This is a genomic window from Streptomyces sp. NPDC004647 (genome assembly GCF_040609575.1).
In the GTDB taxonomy this organism is placed as follows: Bacteria; Actinomycetota; Actinomycetes; order Streptomycetales; family Streptomycetaceae; genus Streptomyces.
This window is the reverse complement of record NZ_JBEXKU010000044.1, coordinates 1-16,691: the sequence shown is the minus strand read 5'-3', so window position 1 is coordinate 16,691 and position 16,691 is coordinate 1. Positions and strand designations below refer to the sequence as shown.

General features: G+C 69.3%; 12 protein-coding genes. 9 read left to right on the top strand and 3 right to left on the bottom strand.

All coding sequences use genetic code 11. The features are described 5' to 3' along the window. Nucleotides 1-273: 273 nt before the first annotated feature. On the bottom strand, nucleotides 274-4,218 hold the full coding sequence (eccCa, locus tag ABZW18_RS20275; protein ID WP_356189223.1) for a type VII secretion protein EccCa: 3,945 nt from the start codon (nucleotides 4,216-4,218) through the stop codon (nucleotides 274-276). A 232-nt stretch (nucleotides 4,219-4,450) separates the two neighbouring features. Here eccCa and eccD point away from each other — a divergent pair, with 232 nt between their 5' ends. The 6 genes from eccD (at nucleotide 4,451) to ABZW18_RS20245 (ending at nucleotide 11,686) form a co-directional block, all read left to right on the top strand. Further along, a complete protein-coding gene (gene eccD, locus ABZW18_RS20270) occupies nucleotides 4,451-5,923 on the top strand; it encodes a type VII secretion integral membrane protein EccD (RefSeq protein ID WP_356189221.1) in 1,473 nt (490 codons plus the stop codon). Between the two features lie 190 nt (nucleotides 5,924-6,113). After that, a complete protein-coding gene (gene rpsO / locus ABZW18_RS20265) occupies nucleotides 6,114-6,401 on the top strand; it encodes a 30S ribosomal protein S15 (protein WP_356189219.1) in 288 nt (95 codons plus the stop codon). Between the two features lie 381 nt (nucleotides 6,402-6,782). Continuing rightward, nucleotides 6,783-9,029 carry a polyribonucleotide nucleotidyltransferase gene (locus tag ABZW18_RS20260; protein ID WP_356189300.1) on the top strand — a complete coding sequence of 749 codons (2,247 nt, stop codon included), beginning with the start codon at nucleotides 6,783-6,785 and terminating at the stop codon, nucleotides 9,027-9,029. Between the two features lie 14 nt (nucleotides 9,030-9,043). Beyond that, nucleotides 9,044-10,420 (top strand): pitrilysin family protein, encoded by a 1,377-nt coding sequence (locus ABZW18_RS20255; protein WP_356189298.1) that lies wholly within the window; start codon nucleotides 9,044-9,046, stop codon nucleotides 10,418-10,420. A 34-nt stretch (nucleotides 10,421-10,454) separates the two neighbouring features. Beyond that, nucleotides 10,455-11,219 carry a 4-hydroxy-tetrahydrodipicolinate reductase gene (gene dapB / locus ABZW18_RS20250; protein WP_356189217.1) on the top strand — a complete coding sequence of 255 codons (765 nt, stop codon included), beginning with the start codon at nucleotides 10,455-10,457 and terminating at the stop codon, nucleotides 11,217-11,219. A 2-nt stretch (nucleotides 11,220-11,221) separates the two neighbouring features. After that, nucleotides 11,222-11,686, top strand: coding sequence for a hypothetical protein (locus ABZW18_RS20245; RefSeq protein WP_356189215.1), 465 nt, complete (start codon nucleotides 11,222-11,224; stop codon nucleotides 11,684-11,686). Nucleotides 11,687-11,690: 4 nt separating this feature from the next. Here ABZW18_RS20245 and ABZW18_RS20240 read toward each other — a convergent pair whose 3' ends face one another. Further along, nucleotides 11,691-12,248 carry a PH domain-containing protein gene (locus ABZW18_RS20240; RefSeq protein WP_356189213.1) on the bottom strand — a complete coding sequence of 186 codons (558 nt, stop codon included), beginning with the start codon at nucleotides 12,246-12,248 and terminating at the stop codon, nucleotides 11,691-11,693. A 112-nt stretch (nucleotides 12,249-12,360) separates the two neighbouring features. Further along, nucleotides 12,361-12,600, bottom strand: a complete 240-nt coding sequence (locus tag ABZW18_RS20235; protein WP_356189211.1) for a hypothetical protein — start codon at nucleotides 12,598-12,600, stop codon at nucleotides 12,361-12,363. 176 nt (nucleotides 12,601-12,776) lie between these two features. Between ABZW18_RS20235 and thyX the strand changes: the two genes are divergently transcribed. The 3 genes from thyX to ABZW18_RS20220 all read left to right on the top strand — a co-directional run bounded on the left by thyX (nucleotide 12,777) and on the right by ABZW18_RS20220 (nucleotide 16,390). Further along, nucleotides 12,777-13,517, top strand: coding sequence for an FAD-dependent thymidylate synthase (thyX, locus tag ABZW18_RS20230; protein ID WP_356189209.1), 741 nt, complete (start codon nucleotides 12,777-12,779; stop codon nucleotides 13,515-13,517). A 176-nt stretch (nucleotides 13,518-13,693) separates the two neighbouring features. Then, a complete protein-coding gene (dapA, locus tag ABZW18_RS20225) occupies nucleotides 13,694-14,593 on the top strand; it encodes a 4-hydroxy-tetrahydrodipicolinate synthase (RefSeq protein ID WP_356189207.1) in 900 nt (299 codons plus the stop codon). Between the two features lie 111 nt (nucleotides 14,594-14,704). After that, complete coding sequence (locus tag ABZW18_RS20220; RefSeq protein WP_356189205.1) at nucleotides 14,705-16,390, top strand: ribonuclease J; 1,686 nt, start codon at nucleotides 14,705-14,707, stop codon at nucleotides 16,388-16,390. Nucleotides 16,391-16,691 lie beyond the last annotated feature (301 nt).

The window sequence follows — 16,691 nt, the reverse complement described above, 5'->3', positions numbered from 1 at the left end:
GGCGGCGGCGCCCCCTCCAGGGAGCACCGCCGCCGTCGTCGTTCTGCGCCGCGGGCGGAACCGCGCGAACCGCGGGCGGAACCGCGCGAACCGCGGGCGGAACCGCGCGAACTGCGGGCCCGGAACCGCCACGACCCGACGCGGGAACCGCCACGACCCGAACCGGGGTCCCGACGACCGAAACCGGACCCCCGACGACCCGAACTGGGACCCACAACACGAGCCCCGCGACGAACCGGCCGGGGCCCACAACACGAGCCCCGGCCCACTCCGTCAGTTCGTCGGCAGCCAGCCCGTCTGCACCAGCTGCGCGCCACGCTTGCGCGTCACGAACTGACCCCGTCCCGGCGTCAGCCGCATCGCCTTGTGGTTCCCCATCAACGCGCCCTCGCTCGGGTCGCCGGACAGGATCAGGCCCTGCGCCCCCAGCTCCTTGGTGCGCTGCATGACCGGCTCGAAGGACGACCGCGAGGCCCCCGACGAGCTGCGCGCCAGAATCAGCCGCAGACCCAGGTCACGCGCGAACGGCAGGTACTCCAGCAGCGGTTGCAGCGGGTTCCCGCTGCTCGTCGCCACCAGGTCGTAGTCGTCCACGATCACGAACGCGTCCGGCAGGTCGTACCAGCTGCGGTTGCGCAGCTGCTCCGGAGTGACGTCCGGGCCCGGCATACGGCGGCCCAGCGAACCCGCCAGTCCGGTGAGGACCTCCTGCAACTGCGGCGCGGCGGCGCAGTACTTGTACATGTGGCTCTCGGGGATCTCACCGAGCAGTGCGCGCCGGTAGTCCGCCACGACCAGCAGAGCCTTCTCGGCCGGGTAGCGCTCGGCGATCTGCTTGGCGAGCAGACGCAGCACCGACGACTTACCGGACTCGCTCTCGCCGTAGATGACGAACAGCGGGTCGGTCTCGAAGTCGATGAACGCCGGCGACAGCGTGGTCTCGTCCACACCGAACGCGACGCCGCGCTCCGGGAAGTCGCCGCCCTTCGGGATCTCGTTGACCCGCAGCAGAGTCGGCAGCATGCGCACCTTCGGCGCCACCGGCCCCGTCCAGTGCTCGGAGACCGTGGCCACCAGGTGGGCCATGCCCTCGCCGAGCGTGTCCGGGTCGCTGGACCCGTCCAGCCGCGGCAGGGCGGCCAGATAGTTGAGCTTGTCCGGGGACAGACCGCGGCCGGGCTGGCCCATCGGCACGTTCTCGGCCCGCTTGCGGTCGAACTCCGACTCCATCGGGTCGCCGAGGCGCAGCTCGACACGGTTCAGCAGCTGGTCGCGCAGGGCGGGCCTGACCTCGGTGTACCGAGAGGCGCCGATCACCAGGTGGACACCGAAGCCGAGTCCGCGCCCGGCGATGTCGAGGATGACCCCGTCGAGCTGCTCGTAGTCGGTCTTGAAGGTGCCCCAGCCGTCGATCACCAGGAAGACATCGCCCCACGCCTGGTCCGGGTACTGCCCGGCCGCCCGGCGCTGCCGGTAGGTGTTCATGGAGTCGATGTTGTTCGCGCGGAAGAACTCCTCACGCTCGTTGAGGATGCCGACGACCTCGGAGACCGTACGGCGCACCTTCTCGGCATCGAGCCGTGAGGCCGCCCCGCCGACGTGCGGCAGACCGTCGAACGCCAGCATGCCGCCGCCGCCGAAGTCCAGGCAGTAGAACTGCACCTCGTACGGGGTGTGGGTGAGTGCGAACGCGGCGATCGCACTCCGAATCAGGGTGGACTTTCCGGACTGCGGGCCACCGACGATCAGGCCGTGACCGGCGGAGCCGGAGAAGTCCAGGTACATCACGTCACGCCGCTGCTCGAACGGCTTGTCCACGATCGCGACCGGCACGATGAGTTTGCCGGTGGCCGTGTACTCCGCCGCGTGCGCACCGCGTTCCGGAGTGACCGAGAGAGCGGGGAGCAGCCGGTCGATCGAGGGCGACTCCTCCAGAGGGGGCAGCCACACCTGGTGCGCGGGCGGGCCCTGGCCCTGCATCCGCTGCACGATGACGTCCAGGACCGTATCGGCCAGGGCGTCGTCCTGCTGCGGGACGGCCGGCTCGGTCTCCGGCTCCTCGATGATGTGCCGGACGACGGAAGCCGCGGTGAAGGGTACGGGCAGGCGGTCCGTACGGCTGCCGCCGCCACCGCCTCCGCCGCCGCTCGCACGGTACGGGCCGGAGACATACGCGGCCTTGAACTGGATCATCGTCTCGGTGTCGTACTTGAGGATGCCCGCGCCCGGGACGTTCGGCAGGTGGTACGCGTCCGGCACACCGATCGCCGCCCGCGACTCGGCCGCCGAGAAGGTGCGCAGACCGATCCGGTAGGACAGGAAGGTGTCCAGGCCGCGCAGCTTGCCTTCCTCCAGGCGCTGCGAGGCGAGCAGCATGTGCACACCCAGCGAACGGCCGATACGGCCGATCTGGATGAACATGTCGATGAAGTCGGGCTTGGCGGTCAGCAGTTCGCTGAACTCGTCGAGCACCATGACGAGCGACGGCAGCGGCTCCAGCGGAGCGCCCGCGGCGCGCGCCTTCTCGTAGTCCGTGATGTTCGCGTAGTTGCCCGCCGAGCGGAGCAGTTCCTGCCTGCGCTGCAGTTCACCGGTGATCGAGTCCCGCATGCGGTCGACCATGGTGAGGTCGTCCGCCAGGTTGGTGATGACCGCCGCCACATGCGGCATCTCCGACATACCCGTGAACGTGGCGCCGCCCTTGAAGTCCGCGAGGACGAAGTTGAGCGTCTGGGAGGAGTGGGTGACCGCAAGGCCGAGCACCAGGGTGCGCAGCAGCTCGGACTTGCCCGAGCCGGTCGCACCGACACACAGGCCGTGCGGGCCCATGCCCTCCTGCGAGGCCTCCTTGATGTCCAGCATGATCGGCTGGCCGTCCTGGCCGATGCCGATCGGTACGCGCAACCGCTCGTGCAGCGTTCGCGGCCGCCAGGTGCGGGAGACGTCGACCGCACCGGCGTCGCCGATGTTCATCAGATCGGTGAAGTCCAGGTTCGCCAGCAGCGGTTCGTCACCATCCGCCGTCCCGGCCCGCATCGGGGCGAGCTGGCGTGCCAGAGACTCCGCCTCGGAGACCGAGAGGACGTCGGGCGTGCCGGTGTAGACGGCTCCGCTCGCCGACTCGAGCGCCAGCTTGTCGGGCCGCACCTGTACGGCCAGCGAGCTGCGCATGTCGTCCAGGTCGCCGGGCACCACCTCGATGATGGTCACACCCTGCAGACCCTCCGCACCGGCGATCACGGAGTCCACCGGGATGTTGCCGCCGTCCAGCACGATCACCACGTGCGGTGTGTCCGCCACCGGCGGCGCCGTGGTGTTGAACCTGGTACGGCCCTCCAGCTCCGACGCGAGGAGCTCCTCGATCTCGCCGAGGTCCCCGACAATCAGCCGGCGCGTTCCGGCGCCGTCCAGGGAGGAGTCCTGCGTGTGCGGCAGCCACTTCGCCCACTCCCACTCCGCCAGCGCGCCCGGCGCGGCGACAACCGCCACGACCAGGTCCTCGGGGGAGTGGAGCGTGCACAGCTGCGCCACCATCGCGCGCGTGGTTCCGTACACGGTGTCGGGTTCACCCGACACCGTGAGGTGGTAGAAGGCGCGCAGCGACACCGCGAGCGGCAGACCGTCCAGACTCCCGTGCGAGACCAGGAACTGCTTCATCGCATGCGCGGTGAGCGGCTCCAGTTCGTCCACCGGCGCGGTCTCCGGAGCCTTGAGCGGAGTCGCCAGCTGCTGCGGGCCCAGTCCCAGCCGGATCTGCGCGAAGTCGCCGTCGGTGGCGCGCCGCTCCCACACCCGCCGGCCCTCGGCCACGATCGACCACAGCTGGTCCGGACTCGGGTGCGTGAACAACTGGGCGTCGCGCTGCTTCCGGGCGGTGCGCCGGACCTCCCTGCGCTTTTGCGAGAGGTACTTGAGGTAGTCCTGGCGCTCCTGCACCAATTCCCCGGCAGGCCCCTGACGAGCCTTCACCACTTGCACGACCGCCATGACCACGGCCGAGATGCACATCATGCCGCCCATGATCTTCATGAACGGCTGGATGCCCGGCATGAAGAAGAACGCAGCCGACGAGAACATGCCCAGCATGGGCAGCAGGTTCATCATCAGGTTCTGGTCGCCCTCACGCGGCAACTCCGGGGGAGGCTCGAGTGTCACCTCCTCGCTGGGAACTTCGGGTGGCAGAGCCCGAGGCGGGCGCTTGACGATGACCACGCTCACCGAGGCACCAGTCCTTCACGCAGATCGCAGTTCGGACCGCCCCCGTTCTTGAACGGTCCCCCCGGCCAAAGCATTCTCGCCATTGGCACAGGCCGGTGATCCTACTGACTGCCGTCAACCGCAGGGGTGGGTGGGGGCATTGAACCGATCGGGCGGTACGCTGACGCACCGCCGCCCCCGGCAGTCACGCCGGTGCGCAACATCACCCACCACGGACGAGGGGAACCGCCAGGTGAGCACGACCGCAGGCACCGGCTTCTGCCGGGTCACAGTCGCCGCGCCGGACGCACGGATCGACGTGGCGCTGCCGGAGGACGTCGCACTCGTCGACATCTATCCGGAGATCCTGCAGCTATCGGGTCAGTCGCAGGCAGAAGGCTCTCCCACCGGCTACCACTTGGTACGGCGGGACGGCAGCGTGCTGGACGCCGGCCGTTCACTCGCCGAGCAGCGCATCCTGGACGGTGACCTGCTCCTGCTGCGCCCGTTCGCCGAGTCGCTGCCCTCCGCGGTCTACGACGACGTGTCCGATGCGATCGCCTCCGCCGTGAGCCGCGACCGCCGTCGCTGGAGCGACGAGATGATGAACGCCGTGGGCCTGACCTCCGGCGTGCTGCTGCTGGTGATGATGGCGTTCGCGCTGTGGTTCTCGAATCCGGTTGACCGCGACATGCACCGGCTGCCGGGCATCATCGCCGGCGTGACGGGCATCGCCCTCGTCGCACTGGCCGGCGTTCGCGCCCGCGTCTACGACGACCGCGGCGCCTCGATCGCGCTCGGGCTCGCCGCACTGCCCCATCTGCTGCTCGCCGGTTCCGGGGTCTTCGGCCTGGACAAGGGGGAGGGCCCCGGCCGGCTGCAGTTCCTCGTCGGCTGCGTCGTGGTGCTCATCGCCTCCGTGCTGCTGGTGGTGATGCTGCCGCGTGGTGACTCACCGTTCGTCGCCGCCGCCTTCCTCTCGGCCATCGGCACCTTCGCCACGTTCGCGGCAGTCCTCACCGACGCCCCGCCGCGCGAGGTCGCCGCCGTCACCGCCGTCGTCGGCATTGCCGTGGTCGCCTGGCTGCCGGGCCTGTCCGCACGGTTCGCCAGGCTTCCCATCGGATACCGGTCGCCCGACCAGATCGCCCAGGGCCGCGACTACGACGGCCGCAACCGGGCGCCGGAAGAGGAGTCGGTCGACTTCGTACGGATCGGCACCCAGGCCCGCCGCGGCCACGAGCTGCTCCTGGGCCTGGTCGCCGGCTGCGCGGCGCTCGTCGTCGGCGCCGCCGGTGTCGTCCTCGGCTTCTCCGACAATGTCTGGGCACAGCTGCTGGCGCTGGCCGCCGGTATCACGATGATGCTGCGCGCCCGGCTCTTCGACTACACCTCCCAGGTGGCCTGCCTGCTGGTCGCGGGCATCCTCACCATCCTGCTGCTGATCCTGGGCATCGCGCTCGACCCGCCGGTCGAGGCGCTCCAGGCGCTGTACCGGGACGGCGACGGCGGGCCGCTCAACGTCCGTACCGTCTGGTTCACCGGCAGCATCGCCACGGGCGCCGCGCTCCTGGTCGCCGTGGGCCTGATCGTCCCGCGCAAGGGGCTGTCCCCCTTCTGGGGCCGCCTGCTCGACATCTTCGACGGCATCGTTCTGCTGTCCCTGGTGCCGCTGTGCCTGGCAGTGCTGGACGTGTACGCCTCGGCGCGGGGTCTGACCAGCTAGCCGGGTCCCGACGACCGGGGCAGGAGTACTGGCGACGGACTGGTACTCTCGGTGACGGCCGCTTGTGTACGCGCCCCCGGATCACCCGGAGGCGGCGCCCCCGGCGAGCCCCGCCTCCCGAGTCATGGAAGCTCTCCTGTGTGACAGACCAGGGGCACTCGGCGGCTGAAACGAATCAGAGGAGTACCGCGTGTCGCTCGACGCCGCAACGAAGAAGCAGATCATGGCCGAGTTCGCCACCAAGGAAGGTGACACCGGTTCCCCCGAGGTCCAGGTCGCGATGCTTTCCCGCCGCATCTCGGACCTGACCGAGCACCTCAAGACCCACAAACACGACCACCACTCCCGCCGTGGTCTGCTGCTGCTGGTCGGCCAGCGCCGCCGCCTGCTGCAGTACCTGGCGAAGAGGGACATCACGCGCTTCCGAGCGCTGGTCGAGCGCCTCGGCATCCGCCGCGGCGCCGCGGGCGCCAAGTAAGACGCCGTGAAGGGAGCGGTTCCCACACCAGGGGCCGCTCCCTTCGCCGTATGTGCAGGTATCCCCGTCACGTACGGCATCACGAACCGGACGCAAGAGTTCTTCCAGCCGTCGTGACGACGGCCGAAGCTTTGTAGTCTGGTCGCAGAACGCCATAGAAGAAGAACAGCACAGCGAACCATGAGGGGGAGCGCCCTCACCGCCCGCGTATCGACGCCGCAGGCGCCGGTCCTCGGTAGTGGCCGCCGGAACAGCAGCAACAGGCGATTCCGGAGGCTTCGATCGAAGACCGGCCCGGCGACCGAAGGGCGGACCCGGGCGCTCCACCCGCCATCGTCCCCCACCACACGGGTGAGGGACGCAGACGAGGAGATTTTCCTGGTGGAGAACGAGACCCACTACGCCGAGGCCGTCATTGACAACGGTTCCTTCGGCACCCGCACCATCCGCTTCGAGACGGGCCGGCTGGCCCGTCAGGCCGCCGGCTCCGCCGTGGCCTACCTGGACGACGACACCATGGTGCTGTCGGCCACCAGCGCTTCCAAGAACCCCAAGGACCAGCTCGACTTCTTCCCGCTGACGGTCGACGTCGAGGAGCGGATGTACGCGGCCGGGCGCATCCCCGGCTCGTTCTTCCGCCGCGAGGGCCGCCCCTCCGAGGACGCGGTCCTCACCTGTCGCCTGATCGACCGCCCGCTGCGTCCGTCCTTCAAGAAGGGCCTGCGCAACGAGATCCAGGTCGTCGCGACGATCATGGCCCTCAACCCCGACCACCTCTACGACGTGGTCGCCATCAACGCCGCCTCCGCCTCCACGCAGCTGGCCGGCCTGCCCTTCTCCGGCCCGATCGGCGGCGTCCGCGTCGCGCTGATCCGTGGCCAGTGGGTGGCGTTCCCGACCCACACCGAGCTCGAGGACGCCGTCTTCGACATGGTCGTGGCCGGCCGCACCCTCGAGGACGGCGACGTCGCGATCATGATGGTCGAGGCCGAGGCCACGACCAAGACGATCGCGCTCGTCGAGGGCGGCGCCGAGGCGCCGACCGAGGAGATCGTGGCTGCCGGCCTCGAGGCCTCCAAGCCCTTCATCAAGGCGCTGTGCAAGGCACAGTCGGACCTCGCCGCCAAGGCCGCCAAGCCCACCGGTGAGTTCCCGATCTTCCTGGACCACCAGGACGACGTCCTCGAGGCGCTCGACCAGGCCGTCCGCGACGAGCTCGCCCAGGCGCTGACCATCCCCGGCAAGCAGGCCCGTGAGGCCGAGCTGGACCGGGTGAAGGGCATCGCCGCCGAGAAGCTGCTGCCGCAGTTCGAGGGACGCGAGAAGGAGATCTCCGCCGCGTACCGCACGCTGACCAAGAAGCTGGTCCGCGAGCGCGTCATCAAGGACAAGGTCCGCATCGACGGCCGCGGCATCACCGACATCCGCACCCTCGCCGCCGAGGTCGAGGCGATCCCGCGGGTGCACGGCTCGGCCCTGTTCGAGCGCGGCGAGACCCAGATCCTGGGTGTCACCACGCTGAACATGCTGCGCATGGAGCAGCAGCTCGACACGCTCTCCCCCGAGACGCGCCGTCGCTACATGCACAACTACAACTTCCCGCCGTACTCCGTCGGCGAGACCGGCCGCGTCGGCTCCCCGAAGCGGCGCGAGATCGGCCACGGCGCGCTGGCCGAGCGGGCGATCCTGCCCGTGCTGCCGTCCCGCGAGGACTTCCCGTACGCCATCCGCCAGGTCTCCGAGGCGCTCGGCTCCAACGGGTCGACCTCCATGGGCTCGGTCTGCGCCTCCACCATGTCGCTGCTGAACGCCGGTGTGCCGCTCAAGGCCGCCGTCGCCGGTATCGCCATGGGCCTGATCTCGCAGGAGGTCGAGGGCGAGACGCACTATGTCGCGCTGACCGACATCCTCGGCGCCGAGGACGCGTTCGGCGACATGGACTTCAAGGTCGCCGGTACGAAGCAGTTCGTCACCGCCCTGCAACTCGACACCAAGCTGGACGGCATCCCCGCGTCCGTGCTCGCCGCGGCCCTCAAGCAAGCCCGTGACGCCCGGCTGCACATCCTCGACGTGATGAACGAGGCCATCGACGTCCCGGACGAGATGTCCCCGAACGCCCCGCGGGTCATCAGCGTCAAGATCCCGGTGGACAAGATCGGCGAGATCATCGGCCCCAAGGGCAAGATGATCAACCAGATCCAGGAGGACACCGGCGCCGACATCTCGGTCGAGGACGACGGCACCATCTACATCGGTGCCTCCGACGGCCCGGCCGCCGAGGCCGCGCGCGCCACGATCAACAGCATCGCCAACCCGACGATGCCCGAGGTCGGCGAGCGCTACCTGGGCACGGTGGTGAAGACCACCACCTTCGGTGCCTTCGTCTCGCTGATGCCGGGCAAGGACGGTCTGCTGCACATCTCCCAGATCCGCAAGCTCGCCGGTGGCAAGCGCGTGGAGAACGTGGAGGACGTGGTCGCGGTGGGCTCCAAGGTCCAGGTCGAGATCGCGGAGATCGACCAGCGCGGCAAGCTCTCGCTGCACCCGGTCATCGAGGGTGAGACGGAGTCCGACAGCGGCTCCGCCGCGGGCGCCCCGGCGGAGTCGAAGGACGACGCTGCCAAGTGACACCCTCGTTCCCCCTGGGCGCATCGCACCGCCCGACGGCCCGCCCCTCCTCGGAGGGGCGGGCCGTCGCCCGTACCCAAACCCTTCTCAAGGGCGAGAACGGCATCGGCACGGTCCGCAAAACCACCCTCCCCGGCGGTCTGCGCGTCGTCACCGAGACGCTGCCCTCCGTACGCTCCGCCACCTTCGGCATCTGGGCGCACGTCGGCTCCCGCGACGAGACCCCGTCGCTGGGCGGCGCCACCCACTATCTGGAGCACCTGCTCTTCAAGGGCACCCAGAAGCGCACCGCTCTCGACATCTCCTCCGCGATCGACGCGGTCGGCGGCGAGATGAACGCCTTCACGGCCAAGGAGTACACGTGCTATTACGCGCGTGTGCTGGACACGGACCTGCCGCTCGCCATAGACGTGGTGTGCGACATGCTCACCGGCTCGCTGATCGAGGCCGTGGACGTGGACGCCGAGCGCGGCGTCATCCTCGAGGAAATCGCGATGACCGAGGATGACCCCGGTGATGTCGTGCACGATCTCTTCGCGCGCACCATGTTCGGCGACAGCCCGCTCGGCCGCCCCGTTCTCGGCACCGTCGACACGGTGAACGGCCTGACCCGGGACCGGATCGCCCGCTTCTACAAGAAGCACTACGACCCCACCCACCTGATCGTTGCCGCCGCGGGCAATGTGGACCACAACAAGGTCGTACGCCAGGTCCGCGCGGCCTTCGAACGGGCCGGCGCACTCGGCGAGGAGGAAGCACTCCCCGTCGGACCGCGTACCGGCGCCCGTACGCTCCGCACCGCCGGCCGCGTCGACGTCCTGGGCCGCAAGACCGAGCAGGCGCATGTCATCCTCGGCATGCCAGGCCTCGCCCGCACCGACGACCGCCGGTGGGCGATGGGCGTGCTCAACACGGCGCTGGGCGGCGGCATGAGCTCCCGCCTCTTCCAGGAGATCCGCGAGAAGCGCGGCCTCGCCTACTCCGTGTACTCCTACACCTCGGGCTTCGCCGACTGCGGCCTGTTCGGCGTCTACGCGGGCTGCCGCCCCAGCCAGGTCCACGACGTGCTCAAGATCTGCCGTGACGAGCTGGACCAGATCGCCGAGCACGGACTCGACGACGGAGAGCTGCACCGGGCGGTCGGCCAGCTCTCCGGATCCACCGTCCTGGGTCTGGAGGACACCGGTGCGCTGATGAACCGCATCGGCAAGAGCGAGCTGTGCTGGGGCGAGCAGCTGTCGGTCGACGAGATGCTGCGGCGGATCGCGGCCGTCACCCCGGACGACGTCCAGGCCGTGGCCCGCGATGTACTGGGACACCGTCCCTCGCTGTCCGTGATCGGTCCGCTGAAGGACAAGCAGACGGCCCGCCTGGACGAAGCCGTCTCATGAGCCGAAGCGTCGGGACCAACGAAGGGTGAGGACCATGGACAAGCTGCGGGTGGCCGTGATCGGGGCGAACGGCCGTATCGGCTCCGAGGCCGTACGGGCCGTGGCGGCCGCGGACGACATGGAGCTGGTGGCCGAGCTGAGCCGGGGCGACAAACTGGAGACGCTCGTCGAGGCGGGCGCCCAGGTCGCGGTCGAACTGACCGATCCCGGCTCGGTGATGGGCAACCTGGACTTCTGCGTCCGGCACGGTATCCACGGGGTTGTCGGCACCACCGGATGGACCGAGGACCGGCTCCGCCGGCTCCGCGAACGGCTCGAAGCCTCCCCGGGGACAGGCGTGCTCATCGCGCCCAACTTCTCCATCGGCGCCGTGCTGACCATGCAGTTCGCCCAGGCTGCCGCCCGCTTCTTCGAGTCCGTCGAGGTGGTCGAGCTGCATCACCCGAACAAGGCGGACGCCCCGTCGGGCACCGCGACCCGCACCGCCCAGCTGATCGCCGAGGCCCGCCGCGAGGCCGGCTGCGCGCCGCAGCCCGACGCGACGACCACGGAGCTGGAGGGGGCCAGGGGCGCCGACGTGGACGGAGTGCCCGTGCACGCCGTACGGCTGCGCGGTCTGCTGGCGCACCAGGAGGTCCTCTTCGGCGACGCCGGTGAGACCTTGACCATCAGGCACGACTCGCTGCACCACAGCTGCTTCATGCCCGGCATCCTGCTGGGGGTACGGCGTGTGGTCTCCACCCCGGGCCTGACCTTCGGGCTGGAGCACTTCCTGGAGCTGGGCGGGGAGCAGCGGTAGCCGTGCGCGCAAGGATCACGTACTTCGCTCTCGCCGCGGTTCTGGTCGGCTACTTCGTCCTGGTCGGCAGCCGTGGCGTCCTGCTCATCCGGCACGGCTCGCCGGTGACCGTCGTCTTCGGGGTGTCCGTGCTGGTGCTGCCGGTGATCGGCGCCTGGTTCCTGTGGCAGACGACGAGGTTCGCGAGGCGTGCCAACCGGCTCGCCGCGGAGCTGGAGGCCGAGGGCGGTCTGCCGGTCGACGAGCTCGTCCGGACGCCGGGCGGCCGTATCGACCGGGCCTCCGCCGACGCGGTGTTCGCCAAGCGGCGGGCCGAGACCGAGGAGTCGCCGCAGGACTGGCGGTCATGGTTCCGGCTCGCGGTCGCGTATCACGATGCGCGGGACACCCCGCGTGCCCGGAAGGCCATGCAGCGGGCCATCTCGCTGCACGATTCCGACGGCAGCAGGACCGCGGCTCTCGGGTAGGCCGTCAGCAGCCGTACTCGGCCGCCCAGCCCTCGACGGCGTCCGCCGCCATGTCGAACGCTTCCACGCGGGCGAGGAAGTCGGCGTTGTGGTCGGTGATCAGCGGGCGCAGCGGCTCACCGTCGACGGGTATGACCAGCAGGGCCTGGCCCTGGACGGTCCGCGGGGTCCCCAGCCACTTCACGGGCTGCTGCACGGTCCGTACGGCGGCCACACGTGCCCAGGGCAGCGTGGTGGTGCCGAAGAACCCGGTCCGCCGCAGCCCCTGCGCGCTCACCCAGACGCCCACCCGGAGCAGCCGGAGCGCGCACACGATCACCACCGCGGCGGCCCCCACGCACACGCCCGCCCCCGGCAGCGCGCCGGCGAAGGCGACGATCACCGCCGCGAACAGCAGGTACGAGGCGAGCAGCAGCACCAGCGCTGCGGCTCCGACCCGCCAGGGGCCGGGGCGGTAGGGGCGGCGCCAGCGGTTCAGGTCCTCGTACGGCAGCGCGGCACCGTCGGCGAGATCGTCGCGACCGTCGAAGGCACGGTCGGCCGTCAGGAAGGTCAGGGGCACGACTGGTCCTCACTCGTATGCACACTCGATGGGCTGTGCCCGGTGAGGCTATCGATGCACCCGACTGCCGACCACCCCAGGGTCGCCAGTCGGGGCAAGGCGGCCGGCCGCGTCAGTGGCCGTGCGCCGCCTCCGACCGGGGTGCCTTGCCGGTTCCCGACCCGGTCTCGAGTGCGGGCAGACCGAAGACGAGGGAGCCGACCAGCCCGGCCACCACAGTGAGGCCTATCAGCGTTCGCCCGGCTATCTCGGAGCGTCCGGCTCGTCGGCAGGGCGGTGGTGCGACATTGCTGCGGAAGCGGTCGGCCTCGGCGACGAAGGCGAACGGTACGGACTCTCGCCGGCGGAACATGGGAGAACGCTCTTCCTTACTTTCGAACGGGCTTCTCCCGGTGAGACGTGTGAATTGCCCTTCGGGTGCCCGTTCCCGACGACTTTCTTGGCGGGATCGCCTGCCGGCCGGGGCTGTCAGTGGCGGGTCGTAAGCTGGGCGCCGCCCGAGCGATGCAGATGGAAGGACCCACGCCGGTGACCGACACCCCCGCCGAGAGCGCCAAGCCCGGCTTCCGCAGCGATGTGACCGTCGAGCTGGTGAAGCACAGCGCCGCGGACTCCGACGTGCTGTGGGCAGCCAGGGTCTCGACGGCCGGAGAGCTGTCCCTCGAGGAGCTCAAGAAGGACCCGGAGCGCTCGAAGGGCTTGATCAACTTCCTGATGCGCGACCGGCACGGCAGCCCGTTCGAGCACAACTCGATGACCTTCTTCATCAGCGCCCCGATCTTCGTCTTCCGCGAGTTCATGCGGCACCGCGTCGGCTGGTCGTACAACGAGGAGTCCGGCCGCTACCGCGAGCTGCAGCCCGTCTTCTACGTCCCCGGAGAGGCCCGCAAGCTCGTGCAGCAGGGCCGGCCCGGCAAGTACGAGTTCGTGGAAGGCACCCAGGGGCAGCACGAGCTGACCGGCCGGGTCATGGAGGACTCCTACCGGCAGTCCTACGAGGCGTACCAGGAGATGCTGGCGGCGGGCGTGGCACGCGAAGTTGCCCGTTCGGTCCTGCCCGTCGGTCTTTTCTCCTCGATGTACGCGACCTGCAACGCCCGCTCGCTGATGCACTTCCTCGGCCTGCGCACCCAGCACGAACAGGCGGCCGTTCCGTCTTTCCCGCAGCGGGAGATCGAGATGGTGGGCGAGCTGATGGAGGGCCACTGGGCGGAGCTCATGCCGCTCACGCATGCCGCGTTCAATGCCAACGGACGCGTCGCCCCCTGAGGTACGGATGTCCGGCCGATCGCGAGAAGTGTCCGTATTGCGACGTTTCGTGAAGTGCATCTAGGCTGAATGTACGGACCCGGCACTGCTTGAACCCCCGAGCAGGCAGTGCCGGGATCCGCATCCTGGTGCCCCGAGGGAGCACGTCGCAGGAAGCTACGAGTAGCGTGGGACCCATGGCTCCGACCTCCACACCGCAGACCCCGTTCGGGCGGGTCCTGACCGCCATGGTCACGCCGTTCTCAGACAACGGCGAACTCGACATCGACGGCGCGCAGCGACTCGCCGCCCACCTGGTGGACGCCGGCAACGACGGCATCGTCGTCAACGGCACCACGGGTGAGTCCCCGACGACCAGCGATGCGGAGAAAGCCCGGCTCGTACGGGCCGTGGTGGAGGCCGTGGGCGATCGCGCCCATGTCGTGGCCGGAGCCGGAACCAATGACACCCGGCACAGCGTCGAGCTGGCCCGCGCCGCGCAGCAGGCAGGCGCGCACGGTCTGCTCGCCGTCACCCCGTACTACAGCAAGCCACCGCAGGAAGGCCTGTACCGGCACTTCAGCGCGATCGCCGATGCCACGGACCTGCCGGTCATGCTCTACGACATCCCTGGCCGAAGCGGCGTCCCGATCAACACCGAGACGATCGTCCGGCTCGCCGACCACCCGCGGATCGTGGCCAACAAGGACGCCAAGGGCGACCTGGGGCGTGCCAGCTGGGCCATCGCCCGGAGCGGCCTCGCCTGGTACTCCGGCGACGACATGCTGAACCTTCCGCTGCTCTCCGTCGGTGCCATCGGATTCGTCTCCGTCGTCGGCCATGTCGTCACGCCTGATCTACGCGCCCTGCTGGACGCCCATCTCACCGGCGACGTCACCAAGGCGACCGAGATCCACCAGCGACTGCTGCCGGTCTTCACCGGCATGTTCCGCACCCAGGGCGTCATCACGTGCAAGGCGGCGCTCTCCCTCCGGGGCCTGCCCGGCGGCCCGCTGCGGCTGCCCCTGGTGGAGCTCACCCCGGAGGAGACGGAGCAGCTCAAGCGGGATCTCGCGGCGGGCGGGGTACAGCTGTAGTAACCACCGACTTCACAACTACATATACGAGACAACTGCAAGTGCACGAATGTCACGCGCGCCACGTGTCCCCAGAACCGGGCAGGTGGCGTGCGTGGTGAGGAGAGTCTTTTGAGTCATCCGCATCCTGAACTCGGCCCACCGCCGACGCTGCCCAAGGGCGGGCTGCGCGTCACCCCGCTCGGCGGACTGGGCGAAATCGGTCGCAACATGACCGTCTTCGAATATGGCGGCCGTCTGCTGATCGTCGACTGCGGAGTGCTCTTCCCCGAGGAGGAGCAGCCCGGAATTGACCTGATCCTGCCGGACTTCACGACCCTCCGTGACCGCCTCGACGACATCGACGGCATCGTGCTCACGCACGGCCACGAGGACCACATCGGCGCCGTCCCGTATCTGCTCCGCGAGAAGCAGGACATCCCGCTGATCGGTTCCAAGCTGACCCTCGCGCTGATCGAGGCGAAGCTCCAGGAGCACCGCATCCGGCCGTACACCCTCGAGGTCAAGGAGGGCATGCGCGAGCGCATCGGCCCCTTCGAGTGCGAGTTCGTGGCGGTCAACCACTCCATCCCGGACGCCCTTGCCGTCGCCATCCGCACCCCGGCCGGCATGGTGGTGCACACCGGTGACTTCAAGATGGACCAGCTGCCGCTCGACGGCCGCCTGACCGACCTGGCCTCGTTCGTGCGGTTCGGCGAGGAGGGCATCGACCTCCTGCTCACCGACTCCACGAACGCCGAGGTTCCCGGCTTCGTACCGCACGAGCGCGATATCTCGAAGGCGCTGCTCGGGGTCTTCGCGAGGGCGGAGCGGCGGATCATCGTGGCCAGCTTCGCCAGCCACGTGCACCGCATCCAGCAGATCCTCGACGCAGCCCACGAGTACGGCCGCCGCGTCGCCTTCGTCGGCCGCTCGATGGTCCGCAACATGGGCATCGCCCGCGACCTCGGCTATCTGCGGGTCCCGCCGGGTCTCGTGGTGGACGTCAAAACGCTGGACGATCTCCCGGACGAGCAGGTCGTGCTCGTCTGCACGGGCTCACAGGGCGAGCCGATGGCCGCGTTGTCCCGGATGGCCAACCGCGACCACCAGATCCGTATCGTTCCCGGCGACACCGTCATCCTGGCGTCGTCCCTCATCCCGGGCAATGAGAATGCGGTCTACCGCGTGATCAACGGCCTGACGAGGTGGGGCGCGAACGTCGTCCACAAGGGCAACGCCAAGGTGCACGTCTCGGGCCATGCCTCGGCCGGCGAGCTGTTGTACTTCTACAACCTCTGCAAGCCGCGCAACCTGATGCCGGTGCACGGCGAGTGGCGCCATCTACGGGCCAACGCGGAGCTTGGCGCCCTGACCGGAGTCCCCAAGGACCGGATCGTGATCGCCGAGGACGGCGTTGTGGTCGACCTCGTCGACGGCGTGGCCAAGATCGTCGGCAAGGTCCAGGCCGGATATGTGTACGTCGACGGGCTGTCGGTCGGCGATATCACCGAGGCCTCGCTGAAGGACCGGCGGATCCTGGGCGACGAGGGGATCGTCAATGTCTTCGTGGTCGTGGACAGCACGACGGGGAAGATCGTCGGCGGCCCGCACGTCCAGGCGCGGGGTTCCGGCATCGACGACGCCGCGTTCTCCGCGGTGATTCCCAAGATCGAGGAATCGTTCGCGAAGGCGGCCCAGGACGGCGTCGCCGAGTCCCACCAGCTGCAGCAGCTGATCCGCCGCGCGGTGGGCAAGTGGGTGTCCGACAACTACCGCCGCCGGCCGATGATCCTGCCTGTGGTCGTAGAGGTCTGACGCCACGTCAACCTGACGGACGGCCGCGCCGGAGCCGATTTGCTTCCGGGCGCGGCCGTCCAGTAAGTTAACGGCTCCGCCTGAACGAGGACCGGGCACCGCTGTGTGCGAGGGACTCGGACAGCACGGGAAATCCGACCCAGAGAAATCTGATAAAGTCGGGGAAGCCGAAAGGCAAAAGGCCTTCCAACGGCCACCAGAAACGAATTCGGACCGGAAACGGTGTGAAGAAAAGGTCTGGTAGGGTTGGAAACACCGAAGGGAAGCGCCCGGAGGGCCCGGAGACGGGGCCGAAGGAAGC